The sequence below is a fragment of the Mammaliicoccus sp. G-M28 genome (assembly GCF_022386595.1).
GTDB lineage: Bacteria > Bacillota > Bacilli > Staphylococcales > Staphylococcaceae > Mammaliicoccus > Mammaliicoccus fleurettii.
In genome coordinates, this window is the sequence record NZ_JAJNIF010000021.1 from 1 (window position 1) to 19256 (window position 19256).

The 19256-nt window shown below is 31.9% G+C and carries 18 protein-coding genes, 6 tRNA genes and 1 rRNA gene; 24 read left to right on the forward strand and 1 reads right to left on the reverse strand.

Features of this window, described 5'->3' with window-relative positions:
- From rrf to LQ609_RS11990, 20 genes are all read left to right on the forward strand, one after another.
- Positions 1 to 81 (forward strand): 5S ribosomal RNA (gene rrf, locus LQ609_RS12785); the annotation flags it as partial.
- A gap of 13 nt (positions 82 to 94) precedes the next feature.
- Positions 95 to 169 (forward strand) — tRNA-Asn (locus LQ609_RS11900).
- A gap of 1 nt (position 170) precedes the next feature.
- A tRNA-Glu gene (locus LQ609_RS11905) sits at positions 171 to 242 on the forward strand.
- A 10-nt stretch (positions 243 to 252) separates the two neighbouring features.
- A tRNA-Val gene (locus LQ609_RS11910) sits at positions 253 to 328 on the forward strand.
- 16 nt (positions 329 to 344) lie between these two features.
- Positions 345 to 428 (forward strand) — tRNA-Tyr (locus tag LQ609_RS11915).
- A 4-nt stretch (positions 429 to 432) separates the two neighbouring features.
- Positions 433 to 507, forward strand: a tRNA-Gln gene (locus LQ609_RS11920).
- 5 nt (positions 508 to 512) lie between these two features.
- Positions 513 to 585, forward strand: a tRNA-Lys gene (locus LQ609_RS11925).
- Positions 586 to 782: 197 nt separating this feature from the next.
- Positions 783 to 1688 (forward strand): arginase, encoded by a 906-nt coding sequence (gene rocF / locus LQ609_RS11930; protein WP_078358454.1) that lies wholly within the window; start codon positions 783 to 785, stop codon positions 1686 to 1688.
- Positions 1689 to 1828: 140 nt separating this feature from the next.
- Positions 1829 to 2635: a diadenylate cyclase CdaA gene (gene cdaA, locus LQ609_RS11935; protein ID WP_078358453.1), complete on the forward strand. Its 807-nt coding sequence runs from the start codon at positions 1829 to 1831 to the stop codon at positions 2633 to 2635.
- On the forward strand, positions 2636 to 3571 hold the full coding sequence (locus LQ609_RS11940; RefSeq protein WP_078358452.1) for a CdaR family protein: 936 nt from the start codon (positions 2636 to 2638) through the stop codon (positions 3569 to 3571).
- A gap of 21 nt (positions 3572 to 3592) precedes the next feature.
- Complete coding sequence (gene glmM, locus LQ609_RS11945) at positions 3593 to 4945, forward strand: phosphoglucosamine mutase (RefSeq protein ID WP_078358451.1); 1353 nt, start codon at positions 3593 to 3595, stop codon at positions 4943 to 4945.
- A 459-nt stretch (positions 4946 to 5404) separates the two neighbouring features.
- Positions 5405 to 7207, forward strand: coding sequence for a glutamine--fructose-6-phosphate transaminase (isomerizing) (gene glmS / locus LQ609_RS11950; RefSeq protein WP_208143575.1), 1803 nt, complete (start codon positions 5405 to 5407; stop codon positions 7205 to 7207).
- A 134-nt stretch (positions 7208 to 7341) separates the two neighbouring features.
- Positions 7342 to 7644 (forward strand): metal-sensing transcriptional repressor, encoded by a 303-nt coding sequence (locus LQ609_RS11955; RefSeq protein WP_078358455.1) that lies wholly within the window; start codon positions 7342 to 7344, stop codon positions 7642 to 7644.
- Between the two features lie 13 nt (positions 7645 to 7657).
- Positions 7658 to 10042 (forward strand): heavy metal translocating P-type ATPase, encoded by a 2385-nt coding sequence (locus tag LQ609_RS11960; protein ID WP_208143576.1) that lies wholly within the window; start codon positions 7658 to 7660, stop codon positions 10040 to 10042.
- A 161-nt stretch (positions 10043 to 10203) separates the two neighbouring features.
- Positions 10204 to 10809 carry a DedA family protein gene (locus LQ609_RS11965; protein WP_107509160.1) on the forward strand — a complete coding sequence of 202 codons (606 nt, stop codon included), beginning with the start codon at positions 10204 to 10206 and terminating at the stop codon, positions 10807 to 10809.
- A 26-nt stretch (positions 10810 to 10835) separates the two neighbouring features.
- A complete protein-coding gene (locus LQ609_RS11970) occupies positions 10836 to 11285 on the forward strand; it encodes a GNAT family N-acetyltransferase (RefSeq protein WP_078358447.1) in 450 nt (149 codons plus the stop codon).
- A 133-nt stretch (positions 11286 to 11418) separates the two neighbouring features.
- Positions 11419 to 12210, forward strand: coding sequence for a VOC family protein (locus LQ609_RS11975; protein ID WP_078358446.1), 792 nt, complete (start codon positions 11419 to 11421; stop codon positions 12208 to 12210).
- Positions 12211 to 12310: 100 nt separating this feature from the next.
- Positions 12311 to 13093 (forward strand): ABC transporter ATP-binding protein, encoded by a 783-nt coding sequence (locus LQ609_RS11980; protein WP_107509162.1) that lies wholly within the window; start codon positions 12311 to 12313, stop codon positions 13091 to 13093.
- Positions 13094 to 13168: 75 nt separating this feature from the next.
- The gene (locus LQ609_RS11985) at positions 13169 to 14023 is read left to right on the forward strand and encodes an HAD family hydrolase (RefSeq protein ID WP_107509163.1); all 855 of its coding nucleotides are present in this window, start codon (positions 13169 to 13171) and stop codon (positions 14021 to 14023) included.
- Between the two features lie 183 nt (positions 14024 to 14206).
- The gene (locus LQ609_RS11990; RefSeq protein ID WP_107509164.1) at positions 14207 to 14863 is read left to right on the forward strand and encodes a haloacid dehalogenase type II; all 657 of its coding nucleotides are present in this window, start codon (positions 14207 to 14209) and stop codon (positions 14861 to 14863) included.
- Positions 14864 to 14954: 91 nt separating this feature from the next.
- Here the strand turns inward: LQ609_RS11990 and LQ609_RS11995 are convergent, their stop codons facing one another.
- The gene (locus LQ609_RS11995) at positions 14955 to 15902 is read right to left on the reverse strand and encodes a hypothetical protein (protein WP_078358442.1); all 948 of its coding nucleotides are present in this window, start codon (positions 15900 to 15902) and stop codon (positions 14955 to 14957) included.
- A 180-nt stretch (positions 15903 to 16082) separates the two neighbouring features.
- Between LQ609_RS11995 and LQ609_RS12000 the strand changes: the two genes are divergently transcribed.
- The 4 genes from LQ609_RS12000 (at position 16083) to LQ609_RS12015 (ending at position 19017) form a co-directional block, all read left to right on the forward strand.
- A complete protein-coding gene (locus tag LQ609_RS12000; RefSeq protein WP_078358441.1) occupies positions 16083 to 16616 on the forward strand; it encodes a CHAP domain-containing protein in 534 nt (177 codons plus the stop codon).
- A 13-nt stretch (positions 16617 to 16629) separates the two neighbouring features.
- Entirely contained in the window at positions 16630 to 17277 is a 648-nt protein-coding gene (locus LQ609_RS12005; RefSeq protein ID WP_078358440.1) for an SDR family oxidoreductase, read from the forward strand.
- Positions 17278 to 17295: 18 nt separating this feature from the next.
- Positions 17296 to 18030, forward strand: a complete 735-nt coding sequence (locus LQ609_RS12010; protein ID WP_239734798.1) for a metallophosphoesterase family protein — start codon at positions 17296 to 17298, stop codon at positions 18028 to 18030.
- A gap of 105 nt (positions 18031 to 18135) precedes the next feature.
- On the forward strand, positions 18136 to 19017 hold the full coding sequence (locus LQ609_RS12015; RefSeq protein WP_158079040.1) for a nuclease-related domain-containing protein: 882 nt from the start codon (positions 18136 to 18138) through the stop codon (positions 19015 to 19017).
- Positions 19018 to 19256: the final 239 nt, after the last annotated feature.

Consider the following 19256-nt stretch of genomic DNA (forward strand, 5'->3'; position numbering starts at 1 on the left):
CCATGCCGAACACAGAAGTTAAGCTCTTTAGCGCCGATGGTAGTTGGGCTTACGTTCCGCGAGAGTAGGACGTTGCCGGGCAAATATTTATTTTTCCACAGTAGCTCAGTGGTAGAGCTATCGGCTGTTAACCGATCGGTCGTAGGTTCGAGTCCTACCTGTGGAGCCATGGCCCCTTGGTCAAGCGGTTAAGACACCGCCCTTTCACGGCGGTAACACGGGTTCGAATCCCGTAGGGGTCATTTTATTTATGGAGAATTAGCTCAGCTGGGAGAGCATCTGCCTTACAAGCAGAGGGTCGGCGGTTCGAACCCGTCATTCTCCACCATTTAAAAAAATAAGCTGGAGGGGTAGCGAAGTGGCTAAACGCGGCGGACTGTAAATCCGCTCCTTCGGGTTCGGCAGTTCGAATCTGCCCCCCTCCACCATGATTGGGCTATAGCCAAGCGGTAAGGCAACGGACTTTGACTCCGTCACCCGCTGGTTCGAATCCAGCTAGCCCAGCCATTTTAGAGCCATTAGCTCAGTTGGTAGAGCATCTGACTTTTAATCAGAGGGTCAGAGGTTCGAATCCTCTATGGCTCATAAGTAAGAGACGTTAGTTTAAGCTAACGTCTCTTTTTTTGTATATTTATATAAATAAATTATGCAAGATGTTTATGCATGAGTGTATAAATATTTGGGATATATTAATATTATCCAAGAACCCTTGTATAGCTTGATGTAAGTGCTTACATATAATAGAATATAATAGTAATGCTAAATAAGGGGGATATTAAATTATGAATAAGCGCATTGAAATAATCGGTGCTCCAACGGCTTTTGGTCAGCGTAAATTAGGGGTTAATTTTGGACCAGATGCTTTAAGATATGCTGGTTTAATTGAAAGAATTGAGAATACAGGTCATGAAGTAATAGACAAAGGGAATGTGGAATCTCCAGTAATAGATATGAAAAAATATAAAAGTGAACAGAATGGATTAAGAAATTTAGATGAAGTTATTTCATTTTCAAACAATTTATATGAAGCTGTAAATGAAACGAAGAATAATGGTAACTTCCCATTAATTTTAGGTGGAGATCATTCATTATCTATAGGTTCTATTGCAGGTATAAGTAAACACTATGAGAATTTAGGGGTCATTTGGTATGATGCACATGGTGATTTAAATACAATAGAATCTTCTCCAAGTGGAAATATTCATGGAATGCCTTTAAGAGCTTTATTAGGAGATGGAAATGAAAATCTCACTAATATTGGTGGGTATAAAAATAAAGTTAAACCTGAAAATGTTGTATTAATAGGTATGAGAGATTTAGATGATGGAGAAAAGAAATATATAAAAGAACAAGGTATACTTACATATACTATGGCAGATATCGATAGACTTGGAATGAGTAAAGTGATTTCTGAAACTATTGATTATTTAAAAGCTAAAACGGATGGTATTCATCTTTCACTTGATGTTGATGCGTTAGACCCAGTTGAAACGCCAGGTACTGGAACGACTGTACCTGGAGGGGCAACATACAGAGAAAGTCATTTAGCAATGGAAATGTTAAATGAATCAAACTTGATTGTTTCTGCTGATTTAGTAGAAGTTAATCCTTTAATTGATGAATATAATAAGACTGCACATCAAGCGATAGGTTTAATGGGATCATTTTTTGGTGAAAAGTTATTATAATTGACAACGATATATAGATGTATTTAAATTAAGAAGTCTCTTTTAAAGAGGCTTTTTTGTTTTATATATAATTAAATTAACAATATACCGAAAAAATTGTTATAATAAGCACTAGGTAAATGAAAGACGGAGGAGATACTATGCAGTTACCTGATATTTTTGGTGAATTGAGTGCCTTAAAGGTTATTACAGGTATACTTGATTTGATTATTGTATGGTATGTATTGTACTTGATCATAACTGTAGTTAAAGGTACAAAAGCGATACAATTATTAAAAGGTATATTTTTCATCATAATAGGTAGAACAATAAGTAATTTTTTAAATTTAACAACTACTACGCTCCTGTTTGATTTTGTATTACAATGGGGTTTTTTAGCTATTATTGTAATATTCCAACCTGAGTTCAGAAGAGCTTTGGAACAATTAGGGCGCGGAAGTTTATTTAAACGAGTTAATGTAGCGACATCAGCAGAACAAGAAAGATTAACTGATAGTGTCGATAAAGCAGTACAATATATGGCAAAAAGAAGAATTGGAGCATTAATTGTGTTCGAGAAAGAAACAGGATTGCAAGATTACATAGAAACGGGTATACCAATAAATGCTGATATTTCTCAAGAGTTACTGACTAATATATTCATTCCTAATACACCATTACACGATGGTGCGATGATTATTCAAGAACAAAAAATTGCTACAGCAGCGAGTTATTTACCTTTATCAGATAGTCAAAAAATCTCTAAAAGTCTAGGAACTAGACATAGAGCAGCTGTAGGTATTTCAGAAGTATCAGACGCGTTTACAGTTGTTGTATCTGAAGAAACGGGTTCAATTTCTGTAACAATTAATGGCAAACTTAGAAAAGAAATATCAAGCGAAGCATTTAGAGAGTTACTAGTTGAGCATTGGTTTGGTTCTGTTCAAAACAGAAAGGATGTGAAGTAGATGCTAGAATCTAAATGGGGATTACGTTTTGTAGCTTTAGTGCTAGCATTACTCATGTTTTTATCTGTTAATAATGTGTTTGGCAGTTTGTTTTCAGAAAATGCTTTAAAAAGTTCTGATCATACAATAGAAGATGTACCTGTCGATACGTTGTATGATACGAAAGAATTATATTTGTCTGGTGCACCTAAAACAGTAGACGTTAAAGTTTCAGGACCGCAGTCTACAATATTACAAGCTGAAAAATTATTGAATTTTAAAGTAGAGTTAGATTTAAAAAACAAATCAGTTGGTCAGTATAAAGAAGAATTTAAGATTAAAGGTTTAAGTGATGAATTGAAAGCAACTGTGATTCCAAAAAGTGCTAATGTTTCACTACAAGATAAAGTGTCTAAAAAATATCCAATTGAAGCAGAAATAAATCAAAATAGAATTGCTTCAGGATACGAATTAGTCGGAGAGACAGTAAATCCTTCACAAGTCACTATTACAGGTGGGCAGGAAGAACTGAATAAGATTTCATATGTTAAGGCAACATTAGATGAAAATAAACAATTAACAGACGATACGACTGAAAAAGCTGGTATAAGTGTACTTGATAGCAATTTAAATAAATTGGATGTGCAAATTAGACCAGATACCGTAAATGTTAATATTAAAGTAGCTAGATCTAGTAAAACAGTAAGTTTAAATCCTATTACAAAGGGTACTTCATCAAAAGGTGTTAGTATTGATGGAATTAATTTAGATAAATCTGAAGTTAAAATATATGGTTCGCGTAATGTACTAGATGGTATTGAATCAATAGATGTACCTGTAGACGTTTCTAACGTTGACGGGAATACAACTAAAAAAGTAGATTTAAACTTGCCAGATGGTGTGGATGACGCAGAATATAAAGATGTTGAAGCAAAAATTACAACTTCTAAAAACTAATGGAAATAAAGGAGAATTATAATGGGCAAATATTTTGGTACTGATGGTGTAAGAGGTGTAGCAAATTCTGAGTTAACACCGGAAATTGCATTCAAATTAGGTAGATTTGGTGGTTATGTATTATCAAAGAAGCATAATAGTGAGAATCCAAAAGTTTTAGTTGGTAGAGACACACGTGTTTCAGGGGAAATGTTAGAATCTGCTTTAATAGCAGGTCTTTCGTCAATTGGTGCAGAAGTAATGAGATTAGGAGTAATATCAACTCCAGGTGTTGCATATTTAACGAGAGAAATGGATGCTGATCTTGGGGTAATGATTAGTGCATCTCATAACCCTGTAGCTGACAACGGTATTAAATTCTTTGGTCCAGATGGCTTTAAATTAACGGATGATGAAGAATTAGAAATTGAAAAATTAATAGACTCTTCAGAAGATAACTTACCAAGACCAACTGGTAATCAATTGAATCCTATTTCTGATTACTTTGAAGGTGCTCAAAAATATATTAGCTATATTAAATCTACGGTTGATGGTGATTTAGACGGATTGAAAATTGTATTGGATGGCGCACACGGTGCCACTTATTCACTAGCACCATACTTATTTGGTGACTTAGAAGCGACAAGTGAAACAATTGGTTGTAAACCTGATGGATACAATATTAATTTAAATGTTGGTTCTACACATCCAGAAGAATTAGCTAAATCGGTACTAGAACATGAAGCTGATTTAGGATTAGCTTTTGATGGCGATGGTGACAGAATAATTGCTGTAGACGAAAAAGGACAAATCGTTGATGGTGACCAAATTATGTTTGTTTTAGCACAAGATATGGCTAAAAATGGTGAGTTAAAAGATAATATGGTTGTTTCGACTGTTATGAGTAATTTAGGCTTTTATAAAGCGTTAGAAGAAGAAGGCATTAAATCAAACAAAACAAAAGTTGGCGATAGATATGTCGTTGAAGAAATGAGACATGGGTCTTATAGCCTTGGTGGAGAACAGTCGGGACATATTGTTCTTATGGATTATAATACAACTGGTGACGGTTTATTAACTGGTGCACACTTAGCAAGTATTATAAAAAGATCAGGCAAAAGTTTAAGTGATTTAACAAGCAAAATGAAAAAATATCCACAAAGATTAGTAAATGTTAGAGTTTCAAACAAATTTGGAGTGGAAGAAAATACAAAAGTGTCAGAAATTATGACTAAAGTTGAAGTTGAAATGAATGGTGAAGGACGTATATTAGTAAGACCTTCAGGAACAGAACCATTAGTTAGAGTTATGGTTGAAGCTAAAACAGAAGAAGATGCTGAAAGATACGTAAACAGCATTGCAGATGTTGTAAAAGAAGAAATGGGTATTGAATAGTACGAATTGAGGTGGAGACAATTAATTTGTCTTTGCCTCTTTTTTTATAATTAATATATCTAGCAAAAGTACTATATTTGTATGAAATATAGTATTATAATTGCACAACATACAGTTTCATTGTAGAATGAAGGAAGCTTACTTAAGGAGGAATGTGAGGTATACTAAAATAAGGAAACTTATAGCGCCTGAACAATGGTCATACATGATTAATGATGCGTGTATAAACAGATACATGTTGAATGAATGTAGTTGCCTTTGTTGACGAGGAGGATAGTTATCGAATTATCGGCGGATGCTATCCCGGATGTGGCCCATTCGAAAGTTCAATGTTTAAAGCATATAGGTGACTGTATGTCCAAAGCCATTGAAATAGCCATAAATTAAAGAATGTATTGAAAGCGACTGGACAATTTTTTGGTGTCTAACCGCTTATTTAAAATTGGAGGAATTTTGTTTATGTGTGGAATAGTAGGATATATAGGTACAGCAAATGCTAAAGAATTATTACTTAAAGGATTAGAAAAATTAGAATATAGAGGTTATGATTCAGCTGGTATTGCTGTTAGAAACGAAGAAGAAATTAAAGTATTTAAAGCAAAAGGAAGAATTGCTGAGTTACGTAAAGCAGCTTCAGATGATTTTGATGGAAATATTGGTATTGGTCATACTCGTTGGGCAACACATGGTGTACCAAACTATGAAAATGCTCATCCACATCAATCAACATCTGGTCGTTTTACATTAGTACACAATGGTGTAATTGAAAATTATGAACAACTTAAGAGTGAATATTTAGAAGGCATTACATTCAAATCAGATACTGATACTGAAGTAATTGTCGAATTAATCGAGTACTTCTCAAATAAAGGATTAACTACTGAAGAAGCTTTCAATAAAGTATTATCATTATTACATGGTTCTTATGCACTTGGTTTATTAGATGAACAAGATGCAGATACAATTTATGTAGCTAAAAACAAATCACCTTTATTAGTAGGTATCGGAGAAGACTTTAATGTTATCGCTTCAGATGCAATTGCAATGTTAGCTGTTACGGATACTTATAAAGAATTAGTTGATAATGAAATCGTAATCGTTAAACGCGATGAAGTAATTATTAAAGATCAAGATGGTAAAGTGATTGAAAGAGATAGCTATAAAGCAGAAATTGATGCTTCAGACGTTGAAAAAGGTACTTATGATCATTACATGTTAAAAGAAATTCATGAACAACCTGGTGTAATGCGTAATATCATTCAAAATTATCAAGACGAAGAAGGCAATCTTAAAATTGATAAAGCAATTATAGATGATGTAGCTCAAGCTGACAGAATTTATATCGTTGCTTGTGGTACGAGTTACCATGCCGGTTTAGTTGGTAAAGAATTTATTGAAAAATGGGCTGAAGTACCAACTGAAGTACATGTTGCTTCAGAGTTTGTTTATAACATGCCTATATTGTCTAAAAAACCATTATTCATCTTTATCTCACAATCAGGTGAAACAGCAGATAGCCGTGCAGTATTAGTAGAAGCTAAACGTTTAGGACATAAAGCTTTAACAATTACAAACGTACCAGGCTCTACACTATCACGTGAAGCGGATCATACATTAATCTTACATGCTGGTCCAGAAATCGCTGTTGCGTCTACAAAAGCATATACAGCTCAAATAGCAGTATTAGCAATACTTTCCCAAGTAGTAGCTAATGCACATAACAAAAATACAGGTGTAGATATTATCCCTGAATTAGCAAAAGTGACTACTGCAATTACAGCAATAGTTGATGACGCTCCAAAAATGGAACAAATTGCTAAAGATTTCTTAGAAACAACACGTAACGCATTCTTCATTGGCCGTACAATGGATTACTATGTAGGTCTAGAAGGCGCATTAAAACTTAAAGAAATCTCTTATATACAAGCTGAAGGATTTGCTGGTGGAGAATTAAAACACGGTACAATCGCATTAATTGAAGAAGGTACACCAATTGTTGCTTTAGCTACTCAAGAAAAAGTTAACTTATCAATTAGAGGTAATGTTAAAGAAGTTGTAGCACGTGGCGCTAATCCATGTATCATTTCAATGGAAGGTTTAGAACATGATCATGATACGTATGTTATTCCACACGTACATGAAATGTTATCTCCACTTGTTTCAGTTGTTACATTACAACTTATTTCTTACTACGCAGCATTACACAGAGGCTGTGACGTAGACAAACCACGTAACTTAGCTAAATCAGTTACAGTTGAATAATTAATATAGAAAATCAGAGGCTGGGACAATTAATTTGTCCCGGCTTTTTTCATTATTATGTTTAAATTGAGCATTCACATTGAAAAATATACGATAGGGGGGTATAGTTGTATTTAAAGAGAGGACGTGAAGTTATGAGTGAGTTTTTACATGAACATACAGTAACACCAAGAACTAAAGAAGAGAAAGATAAAGTTATAAATAGACTTAAGCGTATTGAAGGTCAAGTTAGAGGAATTCAAAATATGGTTGAAGAAGATAGATATTGTGTTGATATTCTTGTACAAATTAGTGCCATTCAATCTGCATTAAAAAATGTAGGATTTGCTGTTACTGAACGTCATATTAAACATTGCGTTACAGATGCTATTCAAAACGGAGAAGGCGAAGAAACAATTGATGAATTGATGAGTGTACTTAAGCAATTTTCTAAGTAAGGAGGTCAACTAAATGAATGAAGACAAACAAGTTACTATTGGCGTAACAGGTATGACATGTGCTGCATGTTCAAGTAGAATTGAGAAAGTCTTAAACAGAATGGACGGCGTAGAAGCACAAGTGAATTTATCTACTGAAAAGGCTTCTATTAAGTTTAATGATGATTCAACTCAATTATCTGATGTAACGAAAAAAATAGAAAATTTAGGCTATGGTGTTTTGACTGAAAAATTAGATTTAGATGTTTATGGTATGACATGTGCTGCATGTTCAAGCCGTATTGAAAAAGTTTTAAATCGTCAACAAGGGATTGAAACTGCAACTGTAAACTTAACAACTGAACAAGCGAGTGTTGAATATAATCCAGAGTTAATCGATGAAAAGTCAATTATTGATAAAATTAAAAATATTGGCTATGATGCAGAGTCTAAAAATGATTCAAAAGACAAAAAGACATATAAAGAAAATGAAGTTAAACAAATGAAAATAAAACTTATTGTTTCAGCGATTTTGTCATTACCGCTTATATTAACGATGTTTGTTCATTTATTTAATCTTCCAGTGCCACAAATGTTAATGAATCCATGGTTCCAATTTGTATTAGCAACACCTGTTCAATTTATAATTGGTTGGCAATTTTATGTTGGAGCATATAAGAACTTAAAAAATGGTGGTGCAAACATGGATGTGCTTGTTGCATTAGGGACAAGTGCAGCATATTTTTATAGCTTATATGAAGCGATAAAAACAATTGGTAGACCAGATTATATGCCTCATTTATATTTTGAAACAAGTGCGGTATTAATCACTTTAATATTATTTGGAAAATATTTAGAAAAACGTGCTAAAAGCCAAACGACAAATGCATTATCTTCACTATTAAGTTTGCAAGCTAAAGAAGCAAGAGTAATACGAAATAATGAGGAAATCATGATACCAATAGAGAATGTAGCTGTTGGTGATATTTTAAGCATTAAACCAGGCGAAAAGATACCTGTAGACGGTATTATTCAAAAAGGGCGAACGGCTATTGATGAATCTATGATAACTGGCGAATCTATACCAGTTGAAAAGTCAATAAACGAAGAAGTTATAGGTTCTACAATTAATAAAAATGGTTTAATTAATATGAAAGCAACAAAAGTAGGAAAAGATACTGCGTTGGCATCTATCGTTAAAGTTGTCGAAGAAGCTCAAGGTTCTAAAGCACCTATTCAAAGGTTAGCAGATGTTATTTCAGGTTACTTTGTTCCAATAGTTGTAGGTATAGCTATTTTAACATTCTTAATTTGGATTACTTTAGTTGATGCTGGTCAATTTGAAAATGCACTCGTTGCGGCAATTGCTGTTCTTGTTATTGCTTGCCCTTGTGCTTTAGGATTAGCAACACCAACATCCATAATGGTAGGAACAGGAAAAGCTGCAGAAAGCGGCATACTATTTAAAGGTGGAGAGCATTTAGAACGCACACACCAATTAAATGCAATCGTATTGGATAAGACTGGAACAATTACAAAAGGTAAACCAGAAGTAACAGATTTTACAGGAGATATTGAGACATTGAAATTATTAGCTAGTGCTGAAAAAGGATCAGAGCATCCATTAGCTGAAGCCATAGTGGCGTATACAACTGAGCAAGATATAACACTAGCAGATGTAGAAGATTTTGATGCAATCCCTGGATACGGTATACGGGCATTAATAAATAGTGAGAATGTATTAGTAGGTAATAGAAAATTGATGTCACAAAACGGCATTGACACAAATATATTTGATGAAGATTTATCTAAATTAGAAACTGAAGGTAAGACAGCTATGCTAGTGGCAGTAGGTGGCGTTTTTAAAGGTATTGTTGCTGTAGCTGACACAATTAAAGAGAATGCACCTGAAGCTATTAAAATGTTACAAGATGAAGGTCTAGAGGTTATAATGCTAACTGGTGATAATGAGAGAACAGCTCAAGCAATAGCGAAACAAGTAGGTATTCATAATGTTATATCTGAAGTATTACCAGAAGAAAAAGCAGACAAAATAAAAGCCATTCAAAATACAGGTAAAAAAGTAGCGATGGTAGGAGATGGTGTTAATGATGCACCAGCACTAGCTATAGCAGATATAGGTATTGCAATAGGTACAGGAACTGAAGTGGCAATAGAAGCAGCTGATGTAACGATTTTAGGTGGAGAATTATTGCTCATTCCAAAAGCGATTAAAATTAGCCATGCTACAATTAAGAATATTAAACAAAATTTATTTTGGGCATTTGGTTACAATACAGCTGGCATACCGATAGCTGCATTAGGTCTCTTAGCTCCATGGGTTGCTGGCGCAGCAATGGCATTAAGTTCTGTAAGTGTTGTGTCGAACGCGCTAAGATTAAAAAAAGTTAAATTATAATAAAACTGGATCCAAAATAAAACTGAAAAATATTCATTCTTAAGTCTGACTCTTATTATGATTGTTTTATTATATAATTAAGTTAAGTATTATTTTTGAAGGTTTATGTTATAGCTTGAAAAGGTATTTATATAAAGATGATAACTTAAAGGAGCAAATTAATGGAGAGTTGGATTACAAGTATCATGGAGCAATTTGGTTATTTGGGTATAGCCTTATTAATATTATTAGAAAATGTTTTTCCTCCTATTCCGTCAGAAGTAATTTTGACGTTTGGAGGATTTATGACAACTAAATCAGAATTAACAATAGTAGGTGTGGTTATTGCCTCTACTATAGGATCAGTTTTTGGAGCTGTTATTTTATATTGGATTGGTCGTATACTTAACGTTGATAGACTCGAAAGAATTATTGAAAAGTGGGGCAAGTATTTAAGATTAACGAAAGAAGATGTAAGAAAAGCTGATGCATGGTTCGATAAGTATGGTCCATGGACGGTGTTCTTCTGCAGATTTATTCCACTTATTAGAAGTTTGATTTCTATCCCAGCTGGTATGAGTGGTATGAATCAATGGTTGTTCTTATTATTAACGACTTTAGGTACACTTATTTGGAATTTAATACTAGTTATAGTTGGTGCTAAAGTTGGAGATAATTGGCATCAAATAGTTAACTATATGGATGTTTATTCAAACTTTATGTATGCGATTATTGCTATTGGAATCATTGTATTTATTATCTGGTTTGTTAAACGTAAGAAAGCTTAATAAATTGAAATGTTGTAGGTGAAGTAATGATATCATTATGTAAGTTTTTAACGGAAAGACATTATGAATTGTTATCTTTAGCTGATGACAATCAACAAGCGATTAATGATTATACTTTAAGAGGTAAAGTTTACATTTATGAGAAACAAGGTCAAACAATCGGTATTGTAGTGGGATTGTTAACGAGACCAAACACTTTGGAATTAGTTAATTTAGCTGTTGATCCTCAATTTCAAAACAAAGGGATTGGTCGTCAATTAATTGAACATATTATAACAGTCGGTAAAGAATTAGACTGTCATACTATAACTGTAGGTACCGGAAATTCTGGTATTGGTCAATTAAAACTTTATCAACAAGCTGGTTTTAGAATGAAATCTATAGATATTGATTATTTCATTAAATATTATAAAGATCCTATTTTTGAGAATGGCATACAATGTAAAGACATGGTAAGACTTGAATTAGAGATATAAAAGAACTGTTCATAGACGGACTTACTGATGAGTATGACGTTTATGGGCATTTTTTTAAACATATTAGTATACTTTTTATAGTATATAAAGTATACTAATATTATTGATAAAGAAAATAGAAGAGGTGTTATATATGTTTCATGGTAAAGATGCAACATTAGTTAAAGGTATCACGTTAAATGTTACAGATTTAGAGAAAATGACAGTATTTTATGACAATATAATTGGATTAACAATAAGAACTAAGAATGAAACAGAAACAGTATTTGAAATAGGTGATTCAGGACATACGATTACTTTGAAATTATTAGAAGATGGAAGAAAACCTAGTATAAGAGAAGCGGGTTTATTTCATATTGCAATATTACTACCTACAACAGCAGATTTAGCAGATTTCTTAATTCACGCTTCAAGATTAAATGTTCAGTTAGGTGCTGGTGACCATATAGTGTCTGAAGCACTATATTTAAATGATCCAGATGGAAATGGTATAGAAATATATCGTGATCGTGATGCGCGTAACTGGGAATGGAATGATGGCAATGTTGCAATGGATACACATGAGGTGAATGCAGAAGCGCTAGTTGAACAAGCTTCAAATGAAGGTTGGAATGGAATGCCTGCTGATGCAAAAATTGGACATTTACATTTAAAAACAAATGATATTGAAGCGTCTAAAGAATTTTATTTAAATACTTTAGGATTAAAAGCAGTAGTAGATAATTTTCCAAATGCTTTGTTTATGTCTACTAAAAATTATCACCATCATATTGCGATTAATACTTGGCAATCAAATCAAAAAAGAGAAGAATCAGACAATAGTTATGGTTTAGCAAATATAGTAGTACAAATGCCAAACGCTGAAAGCAAGATTCTAACTTCACCGGATGGTTTACGATTCGAAATAAACCCTGAAATACAATAAATTATAAATTACCTTCTGATCCAATCATCTTTAATATACTTAAACTTTCATGTACAATTAGTGAATATTATGAAAACAGTAAATTAAAGGAGATGTAAATATGCTTCTTGATTTGAAACATATTAACTGGATACGTGAAGGTAAATACATACTAAAAGATATTTCTTGGGAAATAGTTGATGGAGAGCATTGGGTATTGTACGGATTAAATGGAGCAGGAAAATCCACAATGCTTGATATTATTAATGCGTATACAGCGCCTTCTTCAGGTGAATTTGAAATATTAGATATGAAACAAGGTGAACTTGGATATTCAGCTGATGGTATTAGAAAGCAAATTGGTTATGTTTCTCAATCTTTATTTAAGAAAATGAGAAAAGAAGACAATGCTTTTACGACTGTTATTAGTGGTGCTTATGCGTCAATAGGTGTATATGAAGAACCAAGTAAACAAATTAAAGATAAAGCAAATGAAATTTGCGAAGCATTAGGTATTACCAAGGATTATATTAACCGAAGATTTGGGAATTTATCACAAGGTGAACAAACGCGTGTATTAATTGGTAGAGCTTTAATGTCAGAACCGAGACTTCTAATACTTGATGAACCAACAAATGGCTTAGATTTTGTTGCAAGAGAAGATTTATTGGAAAGAATTGAGAATATTGGTCAAGATAAAAGTGGTCCAACAATGATATATGTTACGCATCATCTAGAAGAAGTGTTGCCTGTATTTAAGCAAATTTTATTATTAAAAGACGGTAAGGTATTTCGATCAGGAAATATTAATGACGTTGTTAATGAAAAAAATATGAGTAACTTATTTAACATAAATGTTGATGTTTCATTTAAGAACAATAGACCAATATTATCTAAAAAGTAATATAAATCTAAAATATTGCCTTTATTATATGAGCATGAAATAATAGATATTGATAAATTATATGGAGGCATCAACATGACAACGCAAGTGGTTTTTTTAGATATGGATGGCACAATTTTAAATGAAGAAAATAGAGTAACTGATTATACTAATGAGATTATTCAAGAAGTTCGACAAAAAGGCATTAAAGTATTTATAGCTACTGGACGAGCTTATGATGAGATTTCATATTTGGTTCCTGAGAATTTTGAAGTTGATGGTATATTATCATCCAATGGTGCAGTAGGTTATATTAATGGCAAAGAAATATTTAAAAATCAACTGCCGATGGAAACTGTACATAAACTTGTTGATTTAGCAGAAAAGCATCAAATATATTATGAATTATTCCCGTACTATAAAAATAGAATTGCATTAAACCGCGATAAAACATTGCTACTGTCAGAAATATCAACTGAACAAGCAGGAGATGTAGAAGCTAATGAATGGAAATCTCGACAAGAAGCATTAAGTGAAAAAATAAAATGGGTCGATGAAATACCAGAAGATGCATATTCAAAGTTTTATTTTTTCAAAAAGCATAAAACAGAAATTAAAAAATGGGAAGAACTCATTCTACCAATGAAGGAAGAACTTAATATTTCTATTTCTCATTCTACACCATGTAATCTTGAAACGATGCCTATGGGTGTAAACAAAGCGACAGCAATAGAAGCTGCGTTAAAATATTTAGAACTAGATAAAGATGTTAAGACATATGCAATTGGTGATAGTGACAATGATAAACAAATGCTAGAACATGTTGATTACCCAATAGTTATGAAAAATGCACCAGATCATATAAAAGAATTGGGTAAAGAAGTAACAAGAAGAACAAACGAAGAAAATGGTGTAGCTGACTACTTAAGTAAGAAATTTTTAATAAACTAAATTATTTAAATAACAAAATGATATTCAGGCTGTGATAATTAATTTATCCAGTCTGATTTTTATTTATAGTGACTTTATAGATCGTCAATCCCGCAAAATATATTGATAGCAATATATTTTGCGGGATTGTTTTATATTCGTTTGGATATAATAAAATGAAAGGATTTTTAAGGAGTGATTATTATGATTAAAACGGTCGTTTTCGATATATATGGAACTTTATTCGATATAAATAGTGTCCAAGAAAAGTGTGAGAAATTATTTCCTGGAAACGGAGAAAAAATAGCTAAAGCTTGGCGTCATAAACTTATAGAATATACTCATGTTAGACAGCTAGTAGATCAATATAAACCATTTAGTAAAGTTATAAAAGATTCACTCGAATATGTACTTGATAGAAATGATTTTGACTATTCATTAAGTGACGTAAATGAGTGTGTGGAAGAGTATTATCGCTTGCAAGTATTCCCTGAAGTAACTCAATCATTAAATGATATATCACATATCGATAAAGTTATATTTAGTAATGGCAATCAAGAAATGATTCAAAAAGTATTGAAACATTCAAATATCGATAGTAGCTTTAAACATATTTTAGCGCTTGAAGAATTTGGTATGTATAAACCCAATTCTAATGGATATGTATTATTAGAAGAAAGGATTCCATATGAGAAACAAGAAATTCTGTTCGTATCATCTAATAAGTGGGATATTGTCGGAGCACAAAAGTTTGGATTTAAAACTGCATGGATAAATCGTAATTTTAGTGAGTTTGAATATATAGAAGTAGAGCCAGACTTTGAATTTCAATCGATATATGGCGTTAAAAATTTGATGTAAGAAAAATGGAAGGAGATAAAAAACAGGGGAAGCGTTCGTAAAGATAAATAAAAAAAGAGCTCAAAATTAATTGAGCTCTTAAAATTTAACTTTAGTTATTTTTTGGATAAAGTGCATTTTTATTTTTATGATAGAAGTTCATAAGGCTACCATATAAGAAGTAGAATACTGCAAACATAAATAGGTAGAATAGTATATAACCTATAATTGCGAATAATATTTGTATCACACTTGGCATCAATGAAACAATAACTGCTGCTATAATTCCAATGATTGCTATGATAATATACGCTGCTACAATATAAATTAAATTACTGAATAATAACTTCCAAGCACTATGAGGTCCCTTACTTGTTATGTTCCAACCGATTGAGAATTTAGTTATTGTAGGTAATGATCTTTGATCAATATGGACAAGTACTGTGTTAACTATAAAGATAACAAAATAATATAAAGGTATAAATAAGGCAAATAATACCAATATCATAAATAACATGATTACGATGAATGATATAGACATTGCACCAATACCTTCACTACCTGAACTTGGTTGCAATAACGCCATTGAAGTACCAAATATTGCGAAGAATATCACTTCTACAATAATGACAACTATGTAAACAATGAAATACATTGCTACACTAATTAAACCAATAATTAAAGTTAGCTTTAATGTTTTAACATAGTTTCCTTTTTTTAAGAACATGAATAAATCACTAAAGCGTGGGCTAATGCCTAAATCTGTATCTTTATAGAATTTTAGAATTCCATAAGCTATAGGGATTAATATAAAAATATACATCAGAATAAATAATATAAACCCTATGACCATTGAGATTAGAAATGTTGCTATGCCACCGCCTGATGGTTCACCTGAAAAGTCTTGTGATGCCGCTAAAGAAAATCCTCCAATTATAAATGCAATACCCGGAATTAACATTAATAGAACCATAATAATTGAGGAAAGGATTGTTAATAAAATTGTTTTGATATGTAAGCCTTGTCCATTTCTATAGTAGTCCAATTGGAATTTGAACATAAGATTCACCTCATTGTTTATTTGTATAATTAGGGTAACATAAATAACATTGCAAATGTCATTTAATTGTCAAAAATATTATAATAATTACAAACTTTTAAAAGAAGGTAATAAGCACTTTGTTTGATATCGTATTAAATTACTCATATATTTAAAGTATAAGATTTTTAGGAGTGGACTATGAAAAAGTTATTCCGATTTATTGTGTTCATTGCTACATGGACTGCTATTATTGCAATGGCATTTCTTTTTAGAAGCCAAGGTGGATTTGATTTTATAAGTGATTACACTGAAGATATCAAAAAGCAAATAAAGGAAAAAGAAATAGCTATACGGACAGAACAAATTAAGAAAAATGATAAAACAGATGACCGCTCGTTAGGAAATTTTTATCAAGAAGGTCAATGTACATTTTATGTTTATGAAGAAAGATTAAATATTGATAAAAGAATTGGATCATCTTGGGGTGATGCAAAACAGTGGGATGATCGTGCTAAAGATGAAGGTTATAAAGTCGATGGTCAACCAAGAGAAGGTTCTATATTACAAACTGATTATGGTGAATTAGGACATGTTGCGATCGTTAATGAAGTGAAAAGTGACGGTTCTATTGTTGTATCAGATATGAATTATGAAAAGCCATATGAAGTAACAGAAAGGTTAATTACCTCAGATAGATTGCACAATTATCAATTTATACATGAAAAAATTTAAAGGAGTGTTTTAAATGAATATATTCGTAATAGGTGCTAATGGACAAATTGGAAGACATTTAGTAAAAAGTTTAATCGATCAAGGAAATGAAGTAACAGCAGGCATTAGAAAAAATAGCCAAGCAGCTTTCTTTGAAGAATTAGGTGCCAAAACAGTGTCACTTGATTTAGAATATGATGATATTAATGATATTTCTGAAAAAATAAAAGATGCAGATAAAGTTGTGTTTACTGCTGGATCTGGTGGTCACACTGGAGCAGATCAAACGATTATCATTGATTTAGATGGTGCTGTTAAATCAATAGAAGCTAGTAAGAAAGCAGGTACAAAACATTTCGTACTCGTTTCTTCATTTGATACTAGAAGATCAGCATTTGAAGGTGACTTGAAACCTTATACAATTGCTAAACATTATGCTGATGTTCATTTAAGAAATTCTGGTTTACCATATACAATTGTGCATCCAGGATTATTAACTAACGATGATGGATTAGGTAAAGTAGAAATAGCAGAAGAAGTTGAACGCGGAAAAGTACCACGCGAAGACGTTGCTAATGTGATACAAGAAGTATTAAATAATGATGGTAAAATTGGACAAGAATTTCAAGTGGTATCAGGAGACATAGAAATTAAAGAAGCGGTTGAGCAATTTAATAATTAATCATTAAGGAGTTGTATTATGGTTAAATTTGCAATTTTAACAGATATACACGGAAACTATGATGCTTTGACAGCTGTACTTACAGATATAGATAATAAAAAAGACATTAAACACATTTATAATTTAGGCGATAACATTGGTGTCGGACATCAAACGAATGAAGTTCTAGAAGTTATTACAAATAGAGATGATATGACTTATATTGCTGGAAACCATGATGAAGCAATAATGGCAGTTGCTAATAAAGAAGATTATCCTGAAAGTTTAAAAAATAAATTTTATGAACATCATCAATGGATAGTGGAACATTTAGATACTAAGTATTATAACTTTTTGAACAACTTGCAACGTGAAGTTACTGAAGATATTGAAGGATTAAAATTTTATTTCACTCATTATCGTATACTTGAAGAAAATATCAAGCAACATATTAGTGACGATCCATTTGAACCAATCGTTGAGCCCTCATTAGAACATGTGCATGGATTATTTAATGGCTTAGATGCAGATTTTGTAACCTTTGGACATAATCATGTATTACACCATTTTGATGATATTGAGACAATATATTTTAATCCAGGATCTGTAGGTTTGAACAATGGCGCTTATGCAGTATATGGAATTGTAGAAGTTAAAGATGGTGCGATAAATGTAGAAAGAATTAAAGTACCATATGATAACCAACCATTCTTAGATGGATTTGATGAGAAAGCCGTACCAGGAAAACAACTAATATTTGAATCATTTATATAGATAAAATAAGTTCGAGGTTGAGACATTTGAATTGTCCCAACCTCGATTTTTTGATTGAATTGGATTAAAATGGAAATAGAATATGACAACAAAGAAGGTGCCTTCATGAGTAAAAATTATTATAATTTAATTGAATCTTTAATTGGAAGAACAAGTATTAAACAGCAAGATATTCAAAAGTATGAAACATATAAGAAAGGAAAAGAGGGAGAAAATAAATTTTTAGAATTATTAAGTTGCATTGAAAATGTAGAATATATTTATAATTTACAACTTAGAAACAATCAAGATTATCAATATGATTTTATAGTGATAACAGATAAAATCATCTATCAGTTTGAAATAAAAAATTATTATGGCAGTTATGAATTTAAAAATGGTAATTTAATTGGGCAAAGTGGTTTTATTATAAAGTATCCAACAGCACAGTTAGAAAGAAACGAATACTATTTAGAACTTTTAATTAAAAGATTAAATATCCAAAGAATGATAAAGAGTTACTTGGTTTTTATTAATGAAAATTTTAAGTTAACTGGTAATGTAAACAATGACTTGATTATTTTACCTACTCAATTAAATAAAGTAAAACACTTAATTAAAAATGAAAATCCTCAGCAAAACCACTTAATTAACACTTCCCTGCAAAAGCTAAATTCTCCTTTTGAAGACGAATATCATCAATACCCAAAGTTTAAATTCGAAAATATAAATCCTGGAATAAGATGTACACATTGTAAGAATATTATCAGTGAGACTTTGAAAGAAAAGCAAAAAATGATTACATGTAATTTCTGTTTTAGCAGAATTTCAAGGAAGAAATTAGTCTTGAAGACACTTGAAGAATTGCTATGCATTAAAGGGGAACCCTTCACAATGAGAGAAGCTAGAAAATGGTGTAATGGCATTCATAGAAATACACTTTCTTATATAATGAAAGAAGAGTTCAAAGTTAAAATGAAAAACAAAACTAAAGTATATTATAAATAAGGGTGAGAGTAGAAAAACTAATTTAAACGCACGAAGACTCCAGAGATATCGTGCGATTCAGATAAAATCGGTCCAAAACGCACGAAGACTCCAGAGATATCGTGCGATTCAGCTCAAATACAGTCAAAACGCACGAAGACTCCAGAGATATCGAATATGTCCATATAATTGTGTAATAAAATAAGAGCCATATATAGCTCACTTTAGTACAATGTAATCGACGAAGAAAAAATTGTAGA

Excerpts from the sequence above, each read along its gene's own strand:
- LQ609_RS11985 (WP_107509163.1), top strand. The coding sequence starts at position 13,169 with ATGACAACGCAAGTGGTTTTTTTAGATATGGATGGCACAATTTTAAAT.
- LQ609_RS12005 (WP_078358440.1), top strand. The coding sequence starts at position 16,630 with ATGAATATATTCGTAATAGGTGCTAATGGACAAATTGGAAGACATTTA.
- LQ609_RS11960 (WP_208143576.1), top strand. The coding sequence starts at position 7,658 with ATGAATGAAGACAAACAAGTTACTATTGGCGTAACAGGTATGACATGT.
- LQ609_RS11970 (WP_078358447.1), top strand. The coding sequence starts at position 10,836 with ATGATATCATTATGTAAGTTTTTAACGGAAAGACATTATGAATTGTTA.
- LQ609_RS11955 (WP_078358455.1), top strand. The coding sequence starts at position 7,342 with ATGAGTGAGTTTTTACATGAACATACAGTAACACCAAGAACTAAAGAA.
- LQ609_RS11990 (WP_107509164.1), top strand. The coding sequence starts at position 14,207 with ATGATTAAAACGGTCGTTTTCGATATATATGGAACTTTATTCGATATA.
- cdaA (WP_078358453.1), top strand. The coding sequence starts at position 1,829 with ATGCAGTTACCTGATATTTTTGGTGAATTGAGTGCCTTAAAGGTTATT.
- rocF (WP_078358454.1), top strand. The coding sequence starts at position 783 with ATGAATAAGCGCATTGAAATAATCGGTGCTCCAACGGCTTTTGGTCAG.
- glmS (WP_208143575.1), top strand. The coding sequence starts at position 5,405 with ATGTGTGGAATAGTAGGATATATAGGTACAGCAAATGCTAAAGAATTA.
- LQ609_RS12010 (WP_239734798.1), top strand. The coding sequence starts at position 17,296 with ATGGTTAAATTTGCAATTTTAACAGATATACACGGAAACTATGATGCT.
- LQ609_RS11995 (WP_078358442.1), bottom strand. The coding sequence starts at position 15,902 with ATGTTCAAATTCCAATTGGACTACTATAGAAATGGACAAGGCTTACAT.
- LQ609_RS12000 (WP_078358441.1), top strand. The coding sequence starts at position 16,083 with ATGAAAAAGTTATTCCGATTTATTGTGTTCATTGCTACATGGACTGCT.
- LQ609_RS11975 (WP_078358446.1), top strand. The coding sequence starts at position 11,419 with ATGTTTCATGGTAAAGATGCAACATTAGTTAAAGGTATCACGTTAAAT.
- LQ609_RS12015 (WP_158079040.1), top strand. The coding sequence starts at position 18,136 with ATGAGTAAAAATTATTATAATTTAATTGAATCTTTAATTGGAAGAACA.
- glmM (WP_078358451.1), top strand. The coding sequence starts at position 3,593 with ATGGGCAAATATTTTGGTACTGATGGTGTAAGAGGTGTAGCAAATTCT.
- LQ609_RS11940 (WP_078358452.1), top strand. The coding sequence starts at position 2,636 with ATGCTAGAATCTAAATGGGGATTACGTTTTGTAGCTTTAGTGCTAGCA.
- LQ609_RS11980 (WP_107509162.1), top strand. The coding sequence starts at position 12,311 with ATGCTTCTTGATTTGAAACATATTAACTGGATACGTGAAGGTAAATAC.
- LQ609_RS11965 (WP_107509160.1), top strand. The coding sequence starts at position 10,204 with ATGGAGAGTTGGATTACAAGTATCATGGAGCAATTTGGTTATTTGGGT.